Annotated in this window: 18 protein-coding genes; 12 read left to right on the top strand and 6 right to left on the bottom strand. The window is 71.2% G+C overall.

Translation table 11 applies throughout. From position 1 onward, the window contains the following. Positions 1-12: 12 nt before the first annotated feature. The 4 genes from ORV05_RS17770 to ORV05_RS17755 are packed head-to-tail and all read right to left on the bottom strand — an operon-like array spanning position 13 to position 2,745. Positions 13-1,005, bottom strand: a complete 993-nt coding sequence (locus ORV05_RS17770; RefSeq protein ID WP_268759626.1) for a glycoside hydrolase family 3 protein — start codon at positions 1,003-1,005, stop codon at positions 13-15. After that, positions 1,002-1,130, bottom strand: coding sequence for a hypothetical protein (locus ORV05_RS17765; protein WP_268759625.1), 129 nt, complete (start codon positions 1,128-1,130; stop codon positions 1,002-1,004). The genes ORV05_RS17770 and ORV05_RS17765 overlap by 4 nt, the downstream gene beginning before the upstream one ends. Beyond that, the gene (locus ORV05_RS17760) at positions 1,127-2,104 is read right to left on the bottom strand and encodes a DNA polymerase domain-containing protein (RefSeq protein WP_268759624.1); all 978 of its coding nucleotides are present in this window, start codon (positions 2,102-2,104) and stop codon (positions 1,127-1,129) included. Before ORV05_RS17760 ends, ORV05_RS17765 begins: the two co-directional genes overlap by 4 nt. Positions 2,105-2,124: 20 nt before the next feature. Then, complete coding sequence (locus ORV05_RS17755) at positions 2,125-2,745, bottom strand: trimeric intracellular cation channel family protein (protein ID WP_268759623.1); 621 nt, start codon at positions 2,743-2,745, stop codon at positions 2,125-2,127. A gap of 225 nt (positions 2,746-2,970) precedes the next feature. On the opposite strand from ORV05_RS17755, the gene ORV05_RS17750 reads away from it, so the two are divergent. After that, positions 2,971-3,654 carry a DUF899 domain-containing protein gene (locus ORV05_RS17750; protein WP_268759622.1) on the top strand — a complete coding sequence of 228 codons (684 nt, stop codon included), beginning with the start codon at positions 2,971-2,973 and terminating at the stop codon, positions 3,652-3,654. Positions 3,655-3,707: 53 nt separating this feature from the next. Beyond that, positions 3,708-4,433, top strand: coding sequence for a YoaK family protein (locus tag ORV05_RS17745; protein WP_268759621.1), 726 nt, complete (start codon positions 3,708-3,710; stop codon positions 4,431-4,433). Positions 4,434-4,475: 42 nt separating this feature from the next. On the opposite strand, the gene ORV05_RS17740 is transcribed toward ORV05_RS17745, so the two are convergent. Further along, complete coding sequence (locus ORV05_RS17740; protein ID WP_268759620.1) at positions 4,476-5,006, bottom strand: hypothetical protein; 531 nt, start codon at positions 5,004-5,006, stop codon at positions 4,476-4,478. Between the two features lie 169 nt (positions 5,007-5,175). Between ORV05_RS17740 and ORV05_RS17735 the strand changes: the two genes are divergently transcribed. Beyond that, positions 5,176-6,147 (top strand): NAD(P)H-dependent flavin oxidoreductase, encoded by a 972-nt coding sequence (locus ORV05_RS17735; protein WP_268759619.1) that lies wholly within the window; start codon positions 5,176-5,178, stop codon positions 6,145-6,147. Positions 6,148-6,482: 335 nt separating this feature from the next. Here ORV05_RS17735 and ORV05_RS17730 read toward each other — a convergent pair whose 3' ends face one another. Beyond that, a complete protein-coding gene (locus tag ORV05_RS17730; protein ID WP_268759618.1) occupies positions 6,483-7,199 on the bottom strand; it encodes a hypothetical protein in 717 nt (238 codons plus the stop codon). 194 nt (positions 7,200-7,393) lie between these two features. Between ORV05_RS17730 and ORV05_RS17725 the strand changes: the two genes are divergently transcribed. The 9 genes from ORV05_RS17725 (at position 7,394) to ORV05_RS17685 (ending at position 19,417) form a co-directional block, all read left to right on the top strand. Further along, positions 7,394-9,055: a sigma-54-dependent Fis family transcriptional regulator gene (locus ORV05_RS17725; RefSeq protein WP_268759617.1), complete on the top strand. Its 1,662-nt coding sequence runs from the start codon at positions 7,394-7,396 to the stop codon at positions 9,053-9,055. A gap of 64 nt (positions 9,056-9,119) precedes the next feature. Then, positions 9,120-10,619 (top strand): aldehyde dehydrogenase family protein, encoded by a 1,500-nt coding sequence (locus tag ORV05_RS17720; protein WP_268759616.1) that lies wholly within the window; start codon positions 9,120-9,122, stop codon positions 10,617-10,619. 39 nt (positions 10,620-10,658) lie between these two features. Next, the gene (locus tag ORV05_RS17715; protein ID WP_268759615.1) at positions 10,659-11,780 is read left to right on the top strand and encodes an NDMA-dependent alcohol dehydrogenase; all 1,122 of its coding nucleotides are present in this window, start codon (positions 10,659-10,661) and stop codon (positions 11,778-11,780) included. After that, the gene (locus ORV05_RS17710) at positions 11,777-12,736 is read left to right on the top strand and encodes an AAA family ATPase (protein ID WP_268759614.1); all 960 of its coding nucleotides are present in this window, start codon (positions 11,777-11,779) and stop codon (positions 12,734-12,736) included. The genes ORV05_RS17715 and ORV05_RS17710 overlap by 4 nt, the downstream gene beginning before the upstream one ends. Before the next feature lie 125 nt (positions 12,737-12,861). Beyond that, entirely contained in the window at positions 12,862-13,695 is an 834-nt protein-coding gene (locus tag ORV05_RS17705; protein ID WP_268759613.1) for a VWA domain-containing protein, read from the top strand. Beyond that, complete coding sequence (locus ORV05_RS17700) at positions 13,692-15,317, top strand: AMP-binding protein (RefSeq protein WP_268759612.1); 1,626 nt, start codon at positions 13,692-13,694, stop codon at positions 15,315-15,317. Before ORV05_RS17705 ends, ORV05_RS17700 begins: the two co-directional genes overlap by 4 nt. Positions 15,318-15,528: 211 nt before the next feature. Beyond that, the gene (locus ORV05_RS17695; RefSeq protein ID WP_268759611.1) at positions 15,529-16,827 is read left to right on the top strand and encodes a DUF11 domain-containing protein; all 1,299 of its coding nucleotides are present in this window, start codon (positions 15,529-15,531) and stop codon (positions 16,825-16,827) included. Positions 16,828-17,015: 188 nt separating this feature from the next. Continuing rightward, entirely contained in the window at positions 17,016-18,302 is a 1,287-nt protein-coding gene (locus tag ORV05_RS17690) for a DUF11 domain-containing protein (protein ID WP_268759610.1), read from the top strand. A 161-nt stretch (positions 18,303-18,463) separates the two neighbouring features. Further along, on the top strand, positions 18,464-19,417 hold the full coding sequence (locus ORV05_RS17685) for a hypothetical protein (protein WP_268759609.1): 954 nt from the start codon (positions 18,464-18,466) through the stop codon (positions 19,415-19,417). The last annotated feature ends 9 nt before the right edge of the window (positions 19,418-19,426 follow it).

Here is a 19,426-nt window from a genome sequence, read left to right as displayed (position 1 = left end):
CGTTGGGCCCGATCAGCGCGAGGCGGCGGAGATCCGGGGTGGGGCCGTGGGGAAGGCGTCCGCGCGCCGCAGCACCACCATCGACGAGGCCGCCAGCTTCCGCAGTTCGTCGGCGGGCTCCGGAGCGGGACCCGGCGCGGTGGGCTCCTCGAAGCCGCCGACCAGGGAAGCCAGCCGCAGCACCCGCTCCACCTTCTCGTCGAGGACGTGCTCCGGGACCCGCCCGTCGCGGACCGCGTCGAGCAGGCCCTCGGACCAGGGACTGGTGGGGCCCGGCATGGCCAGGTCCAGCCCCGCGAGCGCCGGTTCGACCACCGAGGTCGTCGCGGCCCAGTCGGAGACCACGACCCCGTCGAAACCCCACTCCCGTTTGAGGATCCCGGTGAGCAGCCGGTGGTGCGACCCCGCCGGTGCCCGCTCGGTCCCGTCGTCCAGCCCCGAGTAGGCGGACATCACCGTCCGCACTCCCGCCTCGCGAACCAGGTGCTCGAAGGGGGCGAGGTAGACCTCGCGCAGGGCCCGCTCCCCGACCTGCGCGAAGTAGGAGGTGCGCGCGGTTTCCGAGTCGTTGGCGGCGAAGTGCTTGGCGCAGGCGGCGATGCCGCCTTCCTGCAGCGCGGTGACCAGCGCCGCGGCCAGCCGCGCGATGAGCAGCGGATCCTCGGAGAAATACTCGAAATGCCGTCCCGCGAGGGGCGTCCGTTGCAGGTTCACCACCGGAGCGAGCACGACGTCCACCCCGGCGGCGCGGGCTTCGGCGGCGAGGATGGCGCCCGCGCGGCGCAGCGCGTCCTCGTCCCAGGTCGCGGCGAGTGCGCTGGGCGCGGGCAGCGCGGCGGTGGTCCAGCCGGGGATCTCGCCGGTGCCGCGGACACCGGCGGGACCGTCGGAGAACACCAGCGCGCGCAGGCCGACGCGGGGGAGCGGATGCAGCCGCCACGGGGTGGCACCGGTGAGCAGCCGCACCTTCTCGGCCAGGGTGAGGCTTTCCACCGGGGTGCTCACCGGGCGTTCGCCTTCGCGTTCTCGGTGACGAAAACGGGGACACCGAAGCGCGCGAAGCGGTCGGCGGCCTTGGGGCTGCGCCACAGGCCCTCGTCGGCGCTTTTGGGGAGCCCGCTGCTGGTCACAGCTCCGGCAGCCGTTGGCGCAGGCCGATGAGCCCGGCCAGCGGGTCGCCCGCGGCCCGCACCCGGTCGCCGACCGTGCGCAGCGTCCAGCGGTCGGGCCGCAGGTCCTCGTCGTCGAGTTCGTCCCAGGTGATCGGGACGGACACCGGGGCCCCCGGCGCCGGTCGCACGCTGAACGGGGCGACCAGGGTCTTGTTGATGGCGTTCTGCGTGTAGTCGAGGCGGGCGCGGCCGCGGCGCCGGTCCTTGTACCACTGCCAGCTGACCAGTTCGGGCACGATCCGGCCCACCACCCGCGAGACCTTCTCGACCCAGGCGCGGGTGTCGGCGAAGGTGTAGCCGGGGGCGATCGGAACCCAGATCTGGATGCCGCGCCTGCCGGTGACCTTCGGCATGCCGGCCACCGCGAGGTGTTCCAGTGCCGCCCGGTAGAGCCGCGCGAGCTCTGCCACCTCCTCGAAACGGGTGTCCGGGCCGGGGTCGATGTCGATCAGCGCCCAGGTCGGCTGGTGCACGTCCGGGAGCCGCGAGGTCCACGGGTGCAGTTCCACGCCGGCGAAATTGGCCATCCAGGCCAGGGCGGGCACGCTGTCGAGAACCGCGTAGCACCGGGTTTCGCCGGGGTCGGCCTCCGTGTTGTGCCACCGGTTGAGCCAGTCCGGGGCGTGGCCCGGCACCTCCTTGTGCCAGAAACCGGGATGGTGCACGCCGTCGGGGTAGCGGTGCACGTTCACCGGCCGGCCGGTGAGATAGGGCAGCAGGTACGGGGCGATCCGGGTGTAGTACCGGATGAGATCGCGCTTGGTGACCGGCGGTTCGGTGTCCGTGCCGGGGAAGAGCACCTTGTTCGCGTTGGTGACGCGGAGGCGGCGGCCGCCGACGGCCCAGGTCCCCTCGTCCTCGATCGCGTTGAGACCGGTGAGCTCCTCGGCCGGGACTTCGTGCGGTGTCCTGCTCGTCCGTCGTGGGCTCACCGCTCACTGGTACCCCGGCGTCACCGTTCCAACCGGTTCGAGCCCGCCCTGGGCAGGGGGGCGTTCCAGCCGCGCCAGATGGCCAGCAGCCTGGCGAGGACGGTGACCGCGGCGGCGACGGCGGTCACCGGCCCGGTGGGCCAGTGCAGGGCATGTCCGGCGACGACGATCACCGCGCCGAGCAGTGCGGCGAGGGCGTAGATCTCCCGGCGGAGCACCAGGGGGATCTGCCGGAGCAGAAGGTCGCGCAACGCCCCTCCGCCGATCCCGGTCGTCATCCCGATCAGACAGGCCGTGTACCCCGGCGTACCGAGATCGAGGGCGGTGGCGGTGCCCGCCGTGGCGAACAGGCCGAGCCCGGTGGCGTCGGCGACCAGCACCGCCTTCCGCAGCCGGGAGACCAGCGGGTGGAACGCGAACACCACGAGCGCGGTCGCCGCGCCGACCACCAGGTACGGCCAGCTCACCAGTGCGGCGGGCGGCTGCACGCCGAGCAGCACGTCCCGGATGATCCCGCCGCCCAGTGCCGTCGTCAGTCCCAGCACCACCACGCCGAACACGTCCAGCTCCGCGCGCACGGCGGCGAGGGAGCCCGAGGCGGCGAAGGCCATCAGGCCGACGATTTCCAGCACGGTGAGCATGGCGGGACTCCAGGGCGGACGCGGGGGCGGCGGGGCCCGCAGGGTAACCCGCGGCGGGATGAAACCCCTGGTTCAGGGCTGCCGCTCACGAGGTCTGCCCGCGCCGACGTGCCCGGCCTCGCTGAATCGAGGGACCGGTGAGTTTCGCACCCACGCCCGGTCTATCCGGTGTGCGGGTGCGACACCGGTATCCGCACGGCTCGAGGAGTGAGGAGAGAGGCCGACATGACCAGCAGACCACTGCCTCCCGTGACCGACGAAGCCACCTGGCGGCGGCGGCTCGGCGAACTGCGCGCCCGGGAGAAGGCCGCGACCAGGGAGCTGGATGCCATCGCCGCGCAGCGGCGGCGGCTGCCCATGGTGCGGCTGCCCGAGTACACCCTGCAGGGGCCCGCCGGGCCCGTCCGGCTCGCCGACGTCTTCGACGGGAAGTCCCAGCTGATCGTCTACCACCACATGTGGCAACCCGGCCAGGAGTGGCAGTGCCCGGGCTGTACCGGTTTCACCGCCCAGTTCTGGAAACTGGAATTCCTCGACGACTACGACGCCCGCTTCGTCATCGTCACGCAGGGGACGATCGAGGAGGCACTGGCGTACAAGAGGCGAGTCGGCAATGCGATGGACTGGTATTCGACGGCAGGCAGTTCCTTCGGCGCCGACATGGGCGCGCCCGAGGGAGGCGGGTTCGCGGTCAACGTGTTCCTGCGCGACGGCGACACCGTCTACCGGACGTGGCACACCGACGGCCGTGGCGTCGAGCAGTTGAGCCACACCTTCCCCCTGATCGACCTGCTGCCCTACGGCAGGCAGGAGGAGTGGCAGGACGTCCCGGCGGGCTGGCCGCAGGCGCCGGCGTATAGCCACTGGTGGAGTTCCGAGCGCTACGCCCGGTACGGCGTGGGAAACTGAGCCGCGTCCGGTCCGGGTTCCCCTGGATCCGTGTGTTCCAGGAGGGGGTTCTCGTGGCCGTGGCCATCCCGATCGGTCGCCGCAGGCTGGTCGCCGCGCTGCTGACGCTCACCGCGGTGACCGGACTGATCGACGCGGTGAGCTATCTCGGGCTGGGCCGGGTCTTCGTCGCGAACATGACGGGCAACGTGGTCTTCCTCGGGTTCGCGCTGCAGCCGGGGGCGGGCGTGTGGGCCTTGGCTTCCGTGGTGGCGATCGGCGGGTTCCTGCTGGGCGCGCTGCTCGGCGGCCGGCTCGGTGCGCGGCTCGCCACCCGGCCCCGGACCTGGTTGACCACGGCCTTCGCCACCGAGACCGGAGTGCTCGCGGTGGTGGCCGTGCTGGGCGGTTCCGGAGTGCTGGCCTACCGCGGTGACCGGGCGCTGCTCACGGTGGCCGTGCTCGCGGTCGCACTGGGCGTGCAGAACTCCACCGTCCGGCGGCTCGCCGCCCCCGACCTCACCACGACGGTCCTCACGCTCACGCTGACCGGGCTCGCGGCCGACAGCGTCCTCGCGGGTGGCACCGGCTCGAAACCTCACCGGCGGCTGGGCTCCGTCGCGGCGATGCTCGGCGGGGCAGCGGTGGGGGCGTTGCTGCTGCGGGTGGGCATCACCGTCGTGATCGCGGTGTCCGCGGCGCTGGTCGCCGCCGTGACGGCCGCCTTCGCCCTCGCCGCGCGGGAACACCGGCCCGGGCCCGCGCCGCTCCGGCAGGCACAGGACGAGAGTGCGGCCTGACGGCCTTCGGTGCCCTCGTGCCCCGAGCCGGTCGCGGTGCGGTCAGCCGGACAGCCCGGCCAGGTGCGCCACCTGGTCCTGATGGTCGAGTTCGCCGAGACTGACCAGCAGTTCGCCGTCTTTGGTCCGGATGTCCAGGTGGGTCCGGCGCACCAGGTGATCGGCCTGCCCGACCCGGGTGCTCGTCGTCCGTTTCGTCGCGTCGATCTCGGTCCAGGCGTAAGGGCGCAGCCGTCCGGCTCCCGCCAGCACGAAGCCGCGTTCGAAGCAGTACATCCTGGGAGCGGTTTCCCGCACCTTGCCGTTGCGCCGCCAGAACCAGAACGAGGAGCAGAGCGCGAGCCCGATCACGGCGAATCCGGCCACGACCGCCGGAAGAGCCCCACGGCCGAAGGAAAACACCGCCGCGGCCACCAGGCCCAGCACGAGCGGCGCGAAGACGGCGAGGCAGCCGTTGTCGAACCGGGCGAGCACCGGCGTGACGACGGGGGAGCCGTAGCCGTGCCGTTCGGCGAGGAGCGCGGCCTGTTCGTCGGGTGGCCAGGTCCGAGCGGGGTCCCCAGTGTCCTCCATCCGTTGATTATCGGCACCGGCCGACGGACTGTCCATGGCCAGGGGACCGGCTTGCGGGCGGGGGCGGCGATTATTGAGCGCTCGATAAGGAGAGATGAGCGTCACGCCGGTACCTGCCCGTGTTTCAGTAATCTGTGACGGCATCGCCGGAGAGAGAGGAATTGCCGTTATGGTGCGGACGCGGTTCTGTGAGGTCTTCGGGGTGGAGTTCCCCATCGTGCAGGGCGGAATGCAGTGGGTGGGGCGGGCCGAACTGGTCTCGGCGGTGGCGAACGCGGGGGGCCTGGGGTTTCTGACGGCGTTGACCCAGCCGACCCCGGAGGATCTGGCGAAGGAGATCGCGCGGTGCCGGGAGCTGACGGACAAGCCGTTCGGGGTGAACCTGACGATTCTGCCTTCGATCACGCCGCCGCCGTATGCGGAGTACCGGGACGTGATCATCTCGTCCGGGGTGCCGGTCGTGGAGACGGCGGGTTTCAACCCGGCCGAGCACCTGCCCGCGTTCCGGGCGGCGGGAGTGAAGGTGCTGCACAAGTGCACCAGCGTGCGGCACGCGGTGAAGGCCCAGGCACTGGGCGTGGACGGGATCTCCATCGACGGCTTCGAGTGCGCGGGGCATCCGGGTGAGGACGATATCCCCGGGCTGGTCCTGATCCCGGCGGCGGCGGAGAAGATCACCATCCCGATGATCGCTTCGGGTGGTTTCGGTGACGCTCGGGGACTGGTGGCGGCGCTGGCGCTGGGGGCGGACGGGATCAACATGGGTACCCGGTTCCTGGCCACCGCGGAGGCGCCGGTGCACGACAACGTGAAGCGGCGGTTGGTGGAGGCCACCGAGCGCGACACGGAGCTGATCTTCCGTCCGCTGCGCAACACGGCACGGGTGGCGGGCAACTCGGTCAGCCGCAGCGTGGTGGAGATCCTCGCCGGGGGCGGGAAGTTCGAGGACGTGCGGGACCTGGTCGCCGGGGCGCGGGGCCGCAAGGTCTTCGAGGAGGGCGACCTGGAACTGGGCATCTGGAGCGCCGGAATGGTGCAGGGCCTCATCCACGACATCCCCACGGTGGCCGAGCTCATCGACCGCATCGTCACCGAAGCCCGCGAAATCATCACCGGCCGCCTCGCCACCGTCCTGAACTGAAACCGACCGCGCTCAGGCGCCCGCCGGTGCCCCCCGCAGGGCTGTCCGTTGCCGTGAGGGCCCCTCACGGCAACGCCCAAAGGGGGCGGCGTTCCTGGGGGCAGGGGGCGTGCCCTCAAGGTGGCCTTGAGAGCGTTTATGACCCTGAAGGCGACCTTCAGGGCGCCCCGCGAGGGTGGGACACGAACTGCGGAAGGTGTGCCGTGCTCCGCCGAGCGGACCGGACTTTGCCGGAGCCCTGGCAAGTACGGCCGTGAAGGGTCCCTCACGGTCGAATCGACTGTGAAGCGGCCCTTCACGGCCAACGGCCAACGGCCGCGCGGGCCGGGGGCTGGTCAGGTCCGGGGGGCGATCCACAGTGCCGAGGAGTGCGCGAGCAGTGTCCCGTCGGCCGAGTACAGCGCGGAGCCGCCGAAGTACTTGCGGCCCTCATGGCCGCTGAGCCACCCCGCGCACACCACCGGTTCCCCGGCGGGGACGGGCGCGAGCAGCCAGGACGACATGCGGCCGAGCAGCATCGACGGCAGGCCGTCGAGCAGCATGGCGGCCAGCCCGCTCGGGCAGTCCAGCGCGGCCCACACGAACTCCGGGGTCACCGCGCCGTCCGCCCCGGCGAGATCGGGCGCCGGGGTCCACACGTCGGCGACGAGATCGGTGCCGGGCACGGGCCCGGGGATGATCCGCAGCCCGTCCCCGGGCTCCCGGCCGCAACCGCAGGCGAAACAGGTCGGGAACGGGTGGCGTGCCGCGCTGCGCAGCGGGCTGGCCTCGCCGCACTTCGCCGCCAGTTCGAGCTCGGGCGGCTCCGGGACGGCCACCGGCTCCGCTCCGGCGGCCCGGGCCTCACCGATGAGGCCGGAGTCGTCGGTGAGCGCCACCGAACCGTCTTCCGCGCGCGCCAGGCGCAGCGGCACCCCCAGCGGCGGCGGCCGCCGCAAGGTCACCTCGGCGGGGCCGTCGACGGCCCTGGCCAGCAGGCCGGCGACGTAGCCGCCGTGCCCCGAGGTGGCGGGCCCGTTGAACCTGGGGTCGATCACCACGTGCTCACTCATCTCGTGACCGTCGCAAGTGTCTGCTCACCCAGGCAAGCCGCGACCCGTTCCGGGGGGCGAAAATCACAGTCCGTGGTCATTACCGGCGGCAGGTCGTTCGTTCGTGTGTTGTGCCTTCCGGCCCGGTCACTACGATCGTCGTGACGGTCGCGCGAGGAGGCGGGGCCGGTCACGGGGTGCATGTGGGAGGAGCAGTGACGCTCGGGAGCGTGTTCACCGGCGAGGAAGCCTCGCTGCGCCCGGAGATCGCCGTGTCCTGGCGCCGCTCGCGCCTGCACGGGCTGACCCCGGAACTGGACCCGGCCCGCGTCTCGATCACCGAGGTCGACCATTCCAGCCGGCTGATGACGGCGGGCCGTGCCGTGCTCGACGAGCTGAGCAGGCAGCTGGAGGGCACCCAGTTCTGCGTCCTGCTCGCCGACCGCGACTGCCGCATCGTCTACCGCTGGTTCGGGGACCGCCGTCTCCAGCAGCAGATCGAGGGCATCGGCGCGGTGCTGGGCTCCCAGTTCGGTGAGGGCCGGATCGGCACCAACGCCCTGGGCACCCCCTACGAGTCCGGCAAGGCGGTGGAGATCCACGGCGGCGAGCATTTCGTCGAGGCGCTCAAGCGGTTCAGCTGTTACGGCCATCCGATCCGTCACCCCCTCACCGGGCGCATCGAGGGCGTCCTCGACATCACCGGCATCGGCGAGATCGGCAATCCGCTGTTCGGCCCGCTGGTCAGCCGCGCGGTGGTCGACATCCAGCAGCGCATCGTCGAGGGTGCCCGGGTGGCCGAACGCCGCCTGTTCCTGGCCTTCCAGGAGGCCACGCACCGCCGCTCCGCCCCGGTCGCCGTGCTCGGCGGCGACATCGTGCTCGCCAACCGCAGTTGCGCCGACCAGCTCCGGCCCGCCGACCCCGCACTGCTGCGCACCCTGCTGCCGAGGGTGCCACGCCGCGGCACCCTCACGACGAGCCTGGCCGTGCCCGGCGGCGGAAGCGTCGAGGTGATCGCAGAGCGGGTCGAGGGAACGCCCGACGGCGCGGTGTTCCAGGTGACCCGCCGGGCCCCCGCCCACCACGACCACCCCGCCCACGACGCCCCGCCGCCGGACCCGGTGGCGGCCAGGACCCTGTTCGTCACCGGCGAGCCGGGCACCGGCCGTTCCACCGCGGTCGCCGGGTTCGCCGGAGACGACCCGATGGTGGTGCTGGACGCCGCGTCCGCGCTGACCGAGGAGCCGGGCCGGTGGGCCGGGCGCCTGGCCACCCTCGCCGCGAAGGACGGCACCGTGGTCGTCCTCGACGACATCCACCTCGTGCCCGAGGGCCTGGCCGTCCTCGTGCGCGAAACCCTGGACCGGGGCCCGGCGGCCCGGCTCGCCATGACGGCCTGCCCCGCGGACCGGCTCCCGCCCGCCGTGGCCGGGCTGGCCGCCCGGTGCGACCGCACCCTGGCACTGGCCCCGTTGCGGGACCGCCTGGCCGAACTGCCCGCACTGGCCGAGGCGATGATGGCGGCCGAACGCCCGGGCAGGCCCGTGCGGTTCACCGGCCAGGTCCTGGAGGCGCTCGGCGCCCAGCCCTGGCCCGGCAACCTGCGGGAACTGCGGGCGGTGGTGGCCGGGATCGCGCGGCAGCCGTGCGGCGGCGTGATCGACATGGACCGGCTGCCGCCCCGGTACCGGGCCAGCGCGAAGGTCCGGCGGCTCGGCGGCCGGGAGCTCGCCGAACGCAACGCGATCATCACCGCGCTCTACGCCCACGACGGCAACAAGCTGCGCGCCGCCCGCGAACTGGGCATCAGCCGGACCACCCTCTACCGCCGCATGCAGGCGCTCGAGATCGCCGACGAGTGTTCAGTTCTGTAACAGTCGGGCGGCCGCCCACCGGGTGAGGATGACCTCCATCACACAGACGTGAGGAGGCAACAAGGTGACGGCGACGGTCCAGTTTCACTTGCACACGGCGGTGGCCGAGTTCCTGTCCGGTCCGCACGGGCTGCTGATCGGGGGTGAATGGGTTCCGGCCGCGTCCGGGCGGACCTTCCCGACCTACGACCCCGCGACCGGGGAGAAGATCACCGAGGTTGCGCACGGCGAGGCCGAGGACGTCGACCGCGCGGTGGCCGCGGCCCGCAGGGCCTTCGAGGAGGGCCCGTGGGCACGGATGAAGCCGAACGAGCGCGAGCGGCTCATCTGGCGCGTCGGCGACCTGCTCTCCGAACGTGCCGAGATCTTCGGCCAGCTCGAAGCGCTGGACAACGGCAAGTCCGCGATGATCGCGCAGGTGGTGGACACCGAGTGGGCGGCCGACGTGTTCCGCTACTACGCCGGGTGGGCCACCAAGATCGAGGGCAGCACGGTCAACGTGTCGATGCCGTTCGTGCCCGACGGCCAGTTCCACGCCTACACGCTGCGCGAGCCGGTCGGCGTCTGCGGGCAGATCATCCCGTGGAACTTCCCGCTGCTGATGGCCTCCTGGAAGATCGCGCCGGCGCTGGCCGCGGGCAACACCGTGGTGCTCAAGCCCGCCGAGCAGACCCCGCTGACCGCGCTGCTGCTGGGGCAGTTGTTCGAGGAGGCCGGATTCCCGCCCGGCGTGGTCAACATCGTCACCGGCTTCGGCGACGCCGGTGCCGCGATCGCCGCGCACGACGGTGTCGACAAGGTCGCCTTCACCGGGTCCACCGAGGTGGGCAAGAAGATCGTCGAGGCGGCCAAGGGCAACCTGAAGAAGGTGTCGCTGGAACTGGGCGGCAAGAGCCCCAACGTGGTCTTCGCCGACGCCGACTTCGACATCGCGGTGCCCGGCTCGGTCAACGCGTGGCTGTTCAACCACGGCCAGTGCTGCGTGGCGGGCACCCGCCTGTTCGTCGAGGACAAGATCTTCGACGAGTTCACCCAGGCGGTCGCCGAGGCCGCCGCCCAGGTCAAGATCGGCCCCGGCCTCGACCCGTCCACGCAGCTGGGCCCGATGGTGTCGCAGGAGCAGTTCGACCGCGTTTCCCGCTACCTCAGCGAAGGCCTCGCCGACGGCGCCCGCGCGCTGACCGGCGGCAAACCGTGGGGCGAGCGGGGCTACTTCATCGAGCCGACCGTGTTCGTCGACGTGCGGCCCGAGTTCAGCATCGTCCGCGAGGAGATCTTCGGCCCGGTCGTGGCCGCGCTGCCGTTCAACGCCGAGCAGGGCGTGGAGGCCGCCGCGAACAACAGCGAGTACGGGCTCGCGGCCGGGGTGTGGACGCGCGACGTGTCGAAGGCGCACCGCACGGCCAAGGCGCTCAAGGCCGGATCGGTGTGGGTCAACCAGTACAACGGCTTCGACACCGCGATGCCCTTCGGCGGCTACAAGCAGTCCGGCTGGGGCCGCGAGCTCGGCGCCGCCGCGCTGGACCTCTACACCCAGACCAAGGCCGTCAACATCGCGCTCTGACGAGCACCCGAAAACCCTTACGGAACAAAGGAGTTTCCCGTGAAGACCAAGGCAGCCGTGGTGTACGAGGCCGGCAAGCCCATCGAGGTGGTCGAACTCGACCTCGACGGTCCCCGCGAGGGCGAGGTGCTCATCCGCTACACCCACGCCGGTCTGTGCCATTCGGACGTCCACATCGCCCACGGCGACCTGGAGGCCCGCCTGCCGATGGTGCTCGGGCACGAGGGCGCGGGCATCATCGAGGAGGTCGGGCCGGGCGTCACCCGGGTCAAGCCCGGTGACCACGTGGTCTGCTCGTTCATCCCGAACTGCGGGGTGTGCCGCTGGTGCGCCACCGGCCAGCAGGCCATCTGCGACATGGGCGCCACCATCCTGGAGGGCTACCTGCCCGGCGGGCGTTTCCCGTTCACCGGGCCCGGCCCGGTCTCCGAGTACGGCGCGATGTGCATGCTCGGCACGTTCAGCCAGTACTCGACCATCCACCAGAACTCCGTGGTCAAGGTCGACGACGACCTTCCGCTGGACAAGGCGGTCCTGGTCGGCTGCGGGGTGCCGACCGGCTGGGGCTCGGCGGTCAACGCGGCCGACGTCAGGCCGGGGGAGACGGTGATCGTCTCCGGGGTGGGCGGCATCGGCATCAACGCGGTGCAGGGCGCGCGCTACGCCGGCGCGAAGAACGTCATCGCGCTGGACCCGCTGGAGAACAAGCGCGAGAAGGCGATGGAGCTCGGCGCGACCCACGCCGTGGCCACCGCCGAGGAGGCCGCCGCGCTCGCGCAGTCGTTCACCAACGGCAACGGCGCGGACAAGACGATCGTCACCGCGGGCATCGTCACCGAGGAGATCGTCACCGGCGCGTTCAACGCCACCGGCAAGGGCGGCACGATCGTGCTGACCGGGCTGAACAAGCTGGCGGTGAACAACATCCAACTTCCCGGGTCGATCCTGACCCTGTTCAAGAAGACCGTGAAGGGAAGCCTGTTCGGCGACTGCAACCCGACCACCGACATCCCGAAGATCCTCGGCCTGTACCAGAGCGGGGATCTCAAGCTGGACGAGATCATCACCCGCACCTACACGCTCGACGAGATCAACCAGGGCTACGACGACCTGCTGGAGGGCAGGAACGTGCGCGGCGTCCTGGTGCACGACGCGGTATGAGCGGCGCTTCCGCCCAGGGGCCGGGGCCCGTCCCCGGCCCCTGGGCCCGCTCCGCCGGGCTGGCCGGGGAGGTGGTCGGCCGGAAGCGGGAGATCGAACTCCTGCTGGCCGGACTGGACTGCGGAGCCCACGTCCTGCTGGAAGGACCGCCCGGTACCGGCAAGACGACCCTGCTGCGCGCGCTGGCCGGGCGAAGCGGCGTGCCGTTCGTGTTCGTCGAAGGCAATGCCGAACTGACCCCGGCCCGGCTGGTCGGGCAGTTCGACCCGTCACGGGTACTGGCCTCCGGCTACGGGCCGGAGACCTTTGTGGACGGTCCGCTGATCGAGGCGCTGCGCTCGGGCGGGCTGCTCTACGTCGAGGAGATCAACCGGATTCCGGAGGAGACCCTCAACGTGCTCATCACCGTGATGTCCGAAGGGGAACTGCACGTGCCCCGGCTGGGGCCGGTCAAGGCGGCCGACGGGTTCCGGTTCGTCGCCGCGATGAACCCGTTCGACGCCATCGGCACCGCCCGGATCTCCGCCGCCGTCTACGACCGGGTGTGCCGGATCGCGATGGGGTACCAGGATCCGGCCGAGGAGTCGGACATCGTGGCGCGGCGGGCACCGATGGTTCCCGGTGCCTGGCGGGAGCGCGTGGTGGAACTGGTGCGCCGCACCCGTTCGCATCCCGACGTGCGGATCGGGTCGTCGGTGCGGGGAGCGATCGACGTGGTGCGGCTGGCGGTGTCGCTCGCCCGGATCCGCGGCGGCGAACCGACCGGCTGGCGCATCGGGTACGACGCCGCTTCGGTCGCGCTGTCCGGCCGCATCGCGCTGCAGGACGCGAGCGAGCGCACCGCCGAGTCCGTGATCGACGAGCTGTACGTCGCTGTCTTCGGTGCCGAACCATCCGAAGAGGACAGTTCCGGGGACGAGGACCGGGGCGGGGGTGGCGCGCCGGGGGAAGCCTGAGCCCGCCACCGGCGGGCACCCCCTCCTCGGCGCCACCGCGGCGCCCGGCCCGGGCGCAGGGTCGGCCGAGCACGCCCAGGGCCACCCTGGCCCGGCATCGCCGCTTCGCCGAAGTCTCCCCCGAAGTGGGGGTGCTGGACGAGGACGCGTTCGCCAAGCTGTTGCGGGAAGAACCGGACCTCGCCGTGACGATGCTGGTCGAGATGGGTTCGGCCACCGACGAACGGCTGCGGGCCGCGGCGCGGGCGCTGGCCCGGCGCATGATGCTCGACGTCGCGCGGCGGGGCGTGGCCCGCGGCCGGGGGATCGGCAGGCTGCGCAGGCTCCCCGCCCGGCACGGCGGGGAGCTGGACCTCGATGCGTCGCTGCCCGCGCTCCTCGAGGCGCGGGCCGCGGGGCGGCCGCCGCACCTCGACGACCTGATCGCCCGGGACTGGGCACGCCCGGAACTGGCGCTGTGCCTGGTGATCGACGCCAGCGGCTCGATGACCGGCGCCCGGCTGGCCGCCGCGGCGCTCACCGCGGCGGCCTGCGCCTGGCGCGCGCCCGCCGAGCACGCCATCGTGTCGTTCGCGCGCCGGGCCGACGTGCTCCGTCCACTGTGCTCGGTCCGGCCGCCCGGTGCCGTGGTGGACACCATCCTCGCGCTGCGCGGCCACGGGGTGACCGCACTGGCCACCGCGCTGCGCACGGCCCGGGAACAACTCGCGCCCTCCCGGGCCGCCCGCAAGGCGGTGGTGCTGCTGTCGGACTGCCGCGCCACCGACGACGAAGACCCGGTGCCGGCCGCGCGGGCCTGCCCGGAACTGCTCATCCTGGCACCCGGCGACGATCACGACGAGGCCGCGCACCTGGCCTCGCGTGCCGGAGCGCGCTGGCTGCCACTGACCGGAGCGGCCGGGGCGCCGGCCGCGCTCGCCGCCCTGCTGGACGGCACCACAGGAAGGGACCATCCGTGACGACCGCTTCGTACGCCTCCGGCATCTCCGACGTGCCGCTGCTGGGCGAGACCATCGGCGACAACTTCGATCGCGCCGCCTCCACCGACCCCGAGCGGGAGGCGCTGGTCGAGGTGGCCACCGGCCGCCGGTGGACCTACGGGCAGCTGAGGGCCGACGTCGACGCACTGGCGCTCGGCCTCCTCGCCGCCGGGGTGGCCAAGGGCGACCGGGTGGGGATCTGGGCGCCCAACCGTGCCGAATGGACACTGACCCAGTACGCCACGGCCAAGATCGGCGCGATCCTGGTGACGATCAACCCCGCCTATCGCACGCACGAACTGGAATACGTGCTCAACCAGGCCGGGATCTCGGTGCTGATTTCGGCACCGGCGTTCAAGAGCTCGGACTACCGCTCGATGATCGCCGAGGTGACCGGCCGGTGTGGACGGTTGCGGGAGGTGGTGATCCTCGGGGATCCGGCGTGGGACCGGCTGCTGGAGACCGGCCGGGAAGGCGATCCGGCGCTGCTGTCCCGCGCGCAGGCGGCGCTGTCCCCGGACGATCCGATCAACATCCAGTACACCTCGGGCACCACGGGTTTCCCGAAGGGCGCGACCCTTTCGCACCACAACATCCTCAACAACGGGTTCTTCGTCGGCGAGCTGTGCCGGTACACCGAACAGGACCGGGTCTGCCTCCCGGTGCCGTTCTACCACTGCTTCGGCATGGTGATGGGCAACCTCGCGTGCACCTCGCACGGCTGCACCATGGTCATCCCCGCCGAGGGCTTCGATCCGAAAGCGACACTCGAAGCCGTCGCCGCCGAACGCTGCACCTCGCTGTACGGCGTGCCGACCATGTTCATCGCCGAGCTCGCCGAGCCAGGGCTGGATTCCTACGACCTGTCGTCGCTGCGCACCGGGATCATGGCGGGCTCGCCCTGCCCGGTCGAGGTGATGAAGCAGGTCGTGTCCCGGATGGGCATGGAAGAGGTCACCATCTGCTACGGCATGACCGAAACCTCGCCGGTGTCGCTGCAGACACGGGTCGAGGACTCGCTCGAACTGCGCGTGTCCACCGTCGGGCGGGTGCATCCGCACCTGGAGGTCAAGATCGTCGACCCGGCGACCGGCCGGACCGTTCCGCGCGGCACGCCGGGCGAGCTGTGCACGCGGGGGTACTCGGTGATGCTGGGGTACTGGAACGAGCCGGAGAAGACCGCCGAGGTCATCGACGCGGCACGGTGGATGCACACCGGGGACGTCGGCGTGATGGACTCCGAGGGCTACGTGACGATCACCGGGCGGATCAAGGACATGGTGATCCGCGGCGGCGAGAACATCTACCCACGGGAGATCGAGGAATTCCTCTACACCCACCCCGACGTCCTCGACGCGCAGGTGATCGGCGTGCCGGACGAGCGCTACGGGGAGGAGTTGTGCGCCTGGGTCCGGTTGCGTTCGGGTGCGGCGGCGCTGACCGCCGAATCCGTCCGCGCCTTCGCCGCCGGGAAGCTCGCGCACTACAAGATCCCGCGCTATGTGCTTGTCGTGGACGAGTTCCCGATGACCGTGACCGGGAAGGTCCGCAAGGTCGAGATGCGGGAGGCGTCGGTGACCCTGCTCGGCCTGGACCACTGAGCCTGGAGGGGTGCCGCGCGCGTCAAGGCCGCCTGGGGGACCCGCGCCGGGACGGTTCCTGTGAAGGGATCCTTCACGGACAACGGGGGCCAGGCGCGGGGGCCGATCAGGTGCACCGGTGCGGGGGAGTGCGGTGGGGTCCCGTACCAGGAAAAGCAGGCGAATCCGGTCCTCTCGGGTGTCAATGTCCAACCTCAGGGAGAGGTAGTTCATGGTCGCCACAAGGATGAGACGCGTCGGCATGCTGACGCTGGCCACGGCCGCGTTGGGCGGTGGCCTGGTGTTCGGGGCGGGAACGGCGTCGGCGGCGACGCCGTTCACCTGTACGGGCCAGGTGTTCCTGGCCCAGAGCGTCGGCAACGGCACACAGCTCTACAGCGGGGCCTTCGGCGCGGGGGCGATCGGCTTCTCCGCCGTCGGCCCGGTCACGTCCACCTACTACAACGCGATCGGGTACAACCCGGCGGACAACTACATCTACGGTATCCGGGCCGACAACCTCGCCCTCTGGCGGATCGACGCCACCGGTGCCGTCACCGGCTACGGCCCGGTGACGGGCCTGCCCGCGAAGGGAACGGTCATCGGCGGGACCGCCTTCGCGGGGCTCAACGTCGGTACCTTCGGGCCCGACGGCTATCTGTACGCGATGCAGGGCACGGTCCCCCGGATGTGGGCGATCGACGTCACGACGAACAAGGTGGTCAGGACGATCAACCTGACCACGTCCCCCGGCGTCGCGGACATGGTGTACTCCAACGGGTACTACTGGGGAGCGGACATCAACGGCCGGATTGTCCGGATCAATCCGAACACCGGCGGCGTCGAAGCCTTCGCGAGTGCCGTTCCGGGGGGCGGCTACGGTGGCATGTTCACCTACGGCAACGGTGACATCGGGTTCTACAACAATGCCGGGACGCTGTACCGGGTGGCGATCACGAACGCGGGCACCGCGTCGCCGACCTTCCAGGTCATCTCCACCCAGGCCGGTCCCGCTTCGTCCGGTAACGACGCCACGTCCTGTATCGCGCCGGCGACCGACCTGGGTATCACGAAGGCGGTTTCCCCCACATCCGACGAGAATGCCCCGCTCCCGGCCGGCACCACGGTGACCTACACGCTGATCGTGCACAACAACGGCCCGGCGAAATCGTCGGGGTACTCGGTGAGCGATCAGCTTCCCGCGGGCCTGTCGAACGTGACGACGAGTACGCCAGGGTGCACCATCACGGGCAGCGCGCTGAGCTGCACCGGTGGTGCACTCGCCGTGGGCGCGGACGCCGTGATCACCCTCACCGGGGTGGCGGACGGTTCGGCGACCGCGTTGACCAACAGCGCGAGCGTGCGGGGCAACGAGGCGGATCCGAACCCGGCGAACGACACCTCGAACGAGGTGGTGACCGTGGTGGACGTTCCGTTGGTCTCGGGGGCCGCCGCGGCGGGCGTCTTCGGTGTGGCCGGTCTCGGTTTCGGCCTGCGCCGCCGCTCCCGCCGCAAGGCCGCCGCGGCCTGACCACCTGACCTCGGGGGCGGGCCGTGAAGGGGCCCTTCACGGCCCACCTCAGAACCGCGGGAGGGGCCTGAGCGGGTAGGCCGGTGCGGGGGAGTTCCTTCAGGTGGCGATCAGGAAAGGCGGCCGGAGCGGGTCTTCTCGGTGTCAGTGTCCACCTCGGAGAGAGGTAGTTCATGGTCGCCACAAGGATGAGACGCGTCGGCATGCTGACGCTGGCCACGGCCGCGTTGGGCGGTGGCCTGGTGTTCGGGGCGGGAACGGCGTCGGCGGCGACGCCGTTCACCTGTACGGGCCAGGTGTTCCTGGCCCAGAGCGTCGGCAACGGCACACAGCTCTACACCGGAGCCTTCGGTGCCGGAGCGATCGGGTTCACCGCCGTCGGCCCGGTCACCTCGACCTGGTACAACGCGATCGGGTACAACCCGGCGGACAACTACATCTACGGTATCCGAAGCGACTCGCACAGTGCCTTGTGGCGTATCGACGCCACCGGCACCGTCACCGGCTACGGCCCGGTGACGGGCCTGCCGCAGCCGGGGACCGTCATCGATGGAGCCACCCTCGGCGGTATGAACGTCGGTGGCTTCGGCCCCGACGGGTATCTGTATGTAACGGCGAGCAACATCCCGCGGATGTGGGCGATCGACGTCGCGAAGAACACGGTGGTCAGGACGATCACCCTGACCGCGGCATCGAACGTGTCCGACATGGTGTACTCCAACGGGTACTTCTGGGGCGCGGACACCAACGGCGGGGTGGTGCGGATGAACCCGAACACCGGCGGCGTGGAGACCTTCGCGGGGGTCCTGCCCGCGGGCGGGTACGGCGGTGTGTTCACCTACGGCAACGGCGATATCGGGTTCTACGACAACGCCGGGAAGCTGATCAGGGTGGCGATCACGAACGCGGCGACGGCCTCACCCACGTTCCAGATCATCTCCACCCAGGCCGGTCCTTCCTCGGGCGGAAACGACGCGACTTCGTGCGTCGCGCCGGCGACGGATCTGAGTATCACGAAGGTGGCCGACCCGTCGTACCCGGCGAACGGTCCGGTTCCGGTCGGTACGAAGGTGACCTACACGTTGACGGTGCACAACAACGGTCCATCGAATTCGTCGGGGTATTCGGTGAGGGATCAGCTTCCGGCGGGGTTGTCGAACGTGACGACGAGTTCGCCGGGGTGCACTGTGACCGGTAGCACGCTGAGTTGCACCGGCGGCGCGCTCACCGCGGGCGCGGACGCGACGATCACCGTGTCCGGAGTGGCTGACGGGACCGCGGCCACGCTGACCAACACCGCGAGCGTGCGCGGCAACGAGGCCGACCCGAATCCGACGAACGACACGTCGAACCAGGTCGTGACCGTGGTGGACGTTCCGCTGGTGCCGGCGGCCGCCGCGGGCGTCTTCGGTTTGGCCGGTCTCGGTTTCGGCCTGCGCCGCCGCTCCCGCCGCAAGGCAACCCTGAGCGCCTGATCGGCCCCGGTGCGGGCGGGGGAGGGCCGCCCGCACCGGCTTCCCGGTCGCTTGGCGGCGGGCGTCATGCCGCTCCTGAGCGCTGTCTCAGAATCGGTATGAAACGGTTTCTTCGGCCAGAACGTCACGATCCCGCGTTCAGCGGACGAAGGAATGCACCCATGAGCACGGTAAGCGCGGTACCACCCCCAGGCACGCGACCGCGAGCGCCCGGTCGCCTGCGGCTGGCGGTCTGCTGGGTCACGATCATGTCCTGTGTGCCCTACCTGCTGCTCAAGGTGTTGTGGCTGTCGGGGTATTCGGCCGGTGCCGCCGATGCCGGGGGCGCGGCGGAGCTTTTGGACATGAGGCACCTCGTGGGCGATGTCGTGACCGCGGGGATGGAGATCGCCGCGGTGGGGCTGGTCCTGGCATTGACCTACCCCTGGGGGCACCGGTTGCCCGTGGTGGTCGTGGCCGGACCGATCTGGCTGGCGGCCGGGCTGCTGGCACCAATCGCGATCGGGCTGCCCCTGGGGCTGCTGGCCCAGACGTTCACCGGAGGGAGCCCGGCCCCGGCAGGCAACGGGCTCCAAGGCTGGGTCTACGTTCTCGTCTACGGAGGGTTCGCCGTACAGGCGGTCGGCTTGCCCACGGCGTTCGTTGGTCATGCCCGAGACCGTTGGCCCGGGGTGTTCCGGATGCGCATGGCACAGTTGCGGGCCGCCTCCGGTGATCGTCGGCTCGCGGTGATCACCGCCGTCATCGCGGCCGGGTACGGGGCGATCCTGGCCGTGTGGTCGGTGACCGCGCCGCGCTGGGGTGGACCGGCGGGCTTCGACACCGTCGCACAGAGAACGGCGTTGCTCGCGACCGGCCTGCTCGTCCTGTCCGGCGCCATCGCCGTTCCGGCGTTGCTGCGGCGGCGAGGAGACCGTCCCGTCGTGGTGCCCTTGGTCGTCGCGTGGATTGGCACCGGCGTGACGGTCACCGCCGGGCCCACCCACATCGCGCTCGGCAACCACGGGAACGTCAGTTCCGTGCTGGTGTCCGTCTCGCTGGTGTCGGTCCTGTCCGGGCTGCTGCTCACGCGTTACATGATCCGCGTGCTGCCGCACCGCACACCAGGCACGTGAGGTCCCAGG

The organism is Amycolatopsis cynarae (genome assembly GCF_026802195.1).
Taxonomy (GTDB): Bacteria; Actinomycetota; Actinomycetes; order Mycobacteriales; family Pseudonocardiaceae; genus Amycolatopsis_E; species Amycolatopsis_E rhizosphaerae.
The sequence above is the reverse complement of the archived record's forward strand: the minus strand, read 5'-3'. Positions and strand labels throughout refer to the sequence as shown.

What these genes read in the sequence shown, in the direction of transcription:
- ORV05_RS17755 (WP_268759623.1), bottom strand. Translation starts at nt 2,745, where the DNA reads ATGCTCACCGTGCTGGAAATCGTCGGCCTGATGGCCTTCGCCGCCTCG.
- ORV05_RS17710 (WP_268759614.1), top strand. Translation starts at nt 11,777, where the DNA reads ATGAGCGGCGCTTCCGCCCAGGGGCCGGGGCCCGTCCCCGGCCCCTGG.
- ORV05_RS17740 (WP_268759620.1), bottom strand. Translation starts at nt 5,006, where the DNA reads ATGGAGGACACTGGGGACCCCGCTCGGACCTGGCCACCCGACGAACAG.
- ORV05_RS17750 (WP_268759622.1), top strand. Translation starts at nt 2,971, where the DNA reads ATGACCAGCAGACCACTGCCTCCCGTGACCGACGAAGCCACCTGGCGG.
- ORV05_RS17695 (WP_268759611.1), top strand. Translation starts at nt 15,529, where the DNA reads ATGGTCGCCACAAGGATGAGACGCGTCGGCATGCTGACGCTGGCCACG.
- ORV05_RS17685 (WP_268759609.1), top strand. Translation starts at nt 18,464, where the DNA reads ATGAGCACGGTAAGCGCGGTACCACCCCCAGGCACGCGACCGCGAGCG.
- ORV05_RS17690 (WP_268759610.1), top strand. Translation starts at nt 17,016, where the DNA reads ATGAGACGCGTCGGCATGCTGACGCTGGCCACGGCCGCGTTGGGCGGT.
- ORV05_RS17730 (WP_268759618.1), bottom strand. Translation starts at nt 7,199, where the DNA reads ATGAGTGAGCACGTGGTGATCGACCCCAGGTTCAACGGGCCCGCCACC.
- ORV05_RS17735 (WP_268759619.1), top strand. Translation starts at nt 5,176, where the DNA reads ATGGTGCGGACGCGGTTCTGTGAGGTCTTCGGGGTGGAGTTCCCCATC.